The organism is Methylocaldum sp., from assembly GCF_039794385.1.
Classification (GTDB): Bacteria; Pseudomonadota; Gammaproteobacteria; order Methylococcales; family Methylococcaceae; genus Methylocaldum.
In genome coordinates, this window is the sequence record NZ_JBDIVO010000476.1 from 1 (window position 1) to 2,853 (window position 2,853).

Below are 2,853 nucleotides of genomic sequence, written 5' to 3' on the forward strand. Positions count from 1 at the left end.
AACACGTCGGTCGAACGGTTTCAGAGGTCTGCCGGGACCGGCACTCAACTGGGCGAATCGGTCATGGGTGGCGGTCGGCCAACCCGCACGTTTCGATGCGCGTGACATCCATGCAGACAGAACCGCAGGAATAAGCCCTGTATCGTGGTTTTGGATTGGTGATCGAGACAGGAAAAATCGGTCGCACAAAGGCTCCCTGTTTCAATGAGCTCAGAGAGCTTGTCGACGCTGATTCGAAGCCTGACGCTGTCTTTCTCGTTCAACGGGGGAGTTATGGAACCCATGATGACGCATCCTCCATGATACGAATGATAATGATTCTCATTCTTTGGTCAAGCATTCCTTCGTCACCCCCGCTTCCCGTCTTTTGGTGAAGCCGGCATAGCCCGGATGGAGCTTTGCGGAATCCGGGACGATCGGTGCCTCGAGTCTCCCGGATTCCACTGCGTTTCATCCGGGCTACTTGCTGGTGCGCCTCCGGCGAGGGAGTGGCAGCTTGCCGGCATATGCCGAAGCGCGTAACGATGTCGCAGCCCACATTCAGTGAAACGCAACGCCGGAACAGCGCAGCCACGATCGTCCCCTGTTCGGAGCCAAATCACGCGATTTCCGCGTCGCCGTCACGGGAACCGTTGGCGATATAAAGGCAAAGGAAACCGTATAAACTTCCGGTACGCTCGAACGTTCGAAACAGAAAGGCTCCCTTCGGAGTACTGGGAAACAGGAAGAAACCCATGCGCCAGATCACATTAATCGTTACCGTGCTCGGACCTTGGATGTTAAACATCGCCTGGGCGGCAGAAGTGAATCACACGCTTGCGCTCAGCGTCGTTCAGGTCCAGGCCTATCCAAGGGACGGCAGGGCTTTTGTCGGCTCCGGTGTCGTCGTCGATTACGATCGCGTGGCGACCAACTGCCATGTCACGCGGCACGCCGATTCGATCGTCGTCGGGAAAGGCGCTTTACGCTATCGCGCAGCCAGCCAGCGCGCCGATTTGAAACACGATCTGTGCATTCTTGAAGCGCCGGGAATGTCGCTACCGGTTGCGAGTCTGGGCACCACATCGGTACTTTCCGTCGGCGAAACGATCTATATGTACGGCTATCCCCGAGCTATCGGCATCGCTTTCGCCGAGGGCCGTGTCGAACGCTTGCATCCCTATGACGGCAGCTTGGTCATCGAAACCACCGCGGGTTTCGTCCAGGGCGCGAGCGGCAGCGGGATATTCGACCAGGACGGCCGCCTGGTCGGTCTCGCCACATTCTTCTCCGCGGGCGGCAAGACCGGACACTATGCCATTCCCGCGGACTGGATCCCGGGTCTCATGGCCTCAGACCCCCAGCCGATCAGGCCCTTGTCCGGTTTGCTGTTTTGGGAAGACACCTCCGCGCTCCCGGATTTTCTGAAAAGAAACGGCGACCGGTCCGCTGCGCCGAGCTCGCCTCCGCAATCCCGCTGAAGGCGAATCAGGCGCGCCCATGGTTTGCGGCCTTGACGGTCGATCTCTTCCTCCGCAGGTGAATGGGGGCAGTTCTCGAATTCCGGCATGTGTCGGCGCGCGAGGACTGCTCCCCGATGTCCCTCCTCTCCTCGCCTACCCGTATGGAACGGGGAAAACCCACGGCTCTCCCCGGTTAAACCTCATTCGGATGTCCGCGTCTGCTTAGCGGTCATATTCCCCGGAATAGGCCATCCGCATAGAGTTGCGTCGTATTCGTCTCAGTGATCGCTCTTATACCAATTGGGCATCGCGATGATGCAGTTCGGCGTTAGGCCAGCCTTCTTGAGGACATCGACCGTCGCGACCACCTTGTTCTGGTGCAAGTCGATAACGCTCACCGAACCGTCGTCCATCTCCGGCAAATTGATGAAGCTGTTCTGAACGATGGCGTAGCGATGATCGGGCGAGAGCACGAAGTGGTGCGCGCCGCCGGCAGTCGGGATCGTCGACAGCAGTTTTGGCTTATAAGGATCGGCGATGTCGAAAATGTTGAAAGCGCCGGGCTTGGCTGTAGTGATATAGAGGCGGTCGACTTCCTCGTTGAAGCCCATTTCCAGCGGGAGACTTTGGCCGGTTTCCGCGAAGTCAAATACCCTCTGAAATCTGAAGTCCTCGGTCTCCGAACGCCAGGTCGCAGTCCACAAGGCTCCGCCATTCATATTGTTTATGTAGGCTATCTGGGGCTTGCGATGGGGGATGAAGGCAATTTCGACCGGCGCTTCCCCGGAAGGCGAGGGTTTATACGAAAGCTTGTGGGTCGAAAGAATTTTCCGGGTAGACGCTTGTATGACGGAGACCGTCTCGCCGGCATCGTTCAGATCATTGGGGTTGACCGTGCTTGTCACGAAGATGCGGTCGAGCTCGTCATTGAGCATCACGCCGTGGGTATACTTTATGAACTTGTCGCTAGCTCCGTCGTTCCCGATCGTGGCAATCGGCTTATCCGACCGGGCATCGCCAACGATGACGTTGTTGGACCCCATGCAGCTGAGATACCAGTGCTTGCGATCGTCCGAGAACGTTATGTCCTCTCCCACCTTGCAATCCGGGACGGCTACGACGGTCTTTTCTTCGGGGAATTTCGACAGATCGTAAACATAGAGCTCGGTATGCCCGAGGGACGTGACATATGCCTTGGTCACGTCTTTGTTGTAATAGATGTGATGCGCCACGAAATCCGGGGGCAAGGGCGTATCTTTGACAATCTGGTTGAATGTGGGCGAGTTCGGGTCCACATCGATGACCGCAATACCCTCTCTGCGATTCGGCTGCCCAACCTTGCTTTCATAGTTGAGCATGGCGAGCAGTTCAGCGCTTGCCGTGGCCGGTACCAAGACGCTCAGGGCGCTCA

2 protein-coding genes are annotated in these 2,853 nt (G+C 57.4%); one reads left to right on the forward strand and one right to left on the reverse strand.

The window, feature by feature from the left end:
* Nucleotides 1-734 precede the first annotated feature (734 nt).
* A complete protein-coding gene (locus ABJK70_RS22945; RefSeq protein WP_077728905.1) occupies nt 735-1,460 on the forward strand; it encodes a serine protease in 726 nt (241 codons plus the stop codon).
* A gap of 260 nt (nt 1,461-1,720) precedes the next feature.
* Here ABJK70_RS22945 and ABJK70_RS22950 read toward each other — a convergent pair.
* On the reverse strand, nt 1,721-2,853 hold a 1,133-nt coding region (locus ABJK70_RS22950), incomplete at its 5' end, for a YncE family protein (protein WP_347259250.1).

Excerpts from the sequence above, each read along its gene's own strand:
- ABJK70_RS22945 (WP_077728905.1), top strand. The coding sequence starts at position 735 with ATGCGCCAGATCACATTAATCGTTACCGTGCTCGGACCTTGGATGTTA.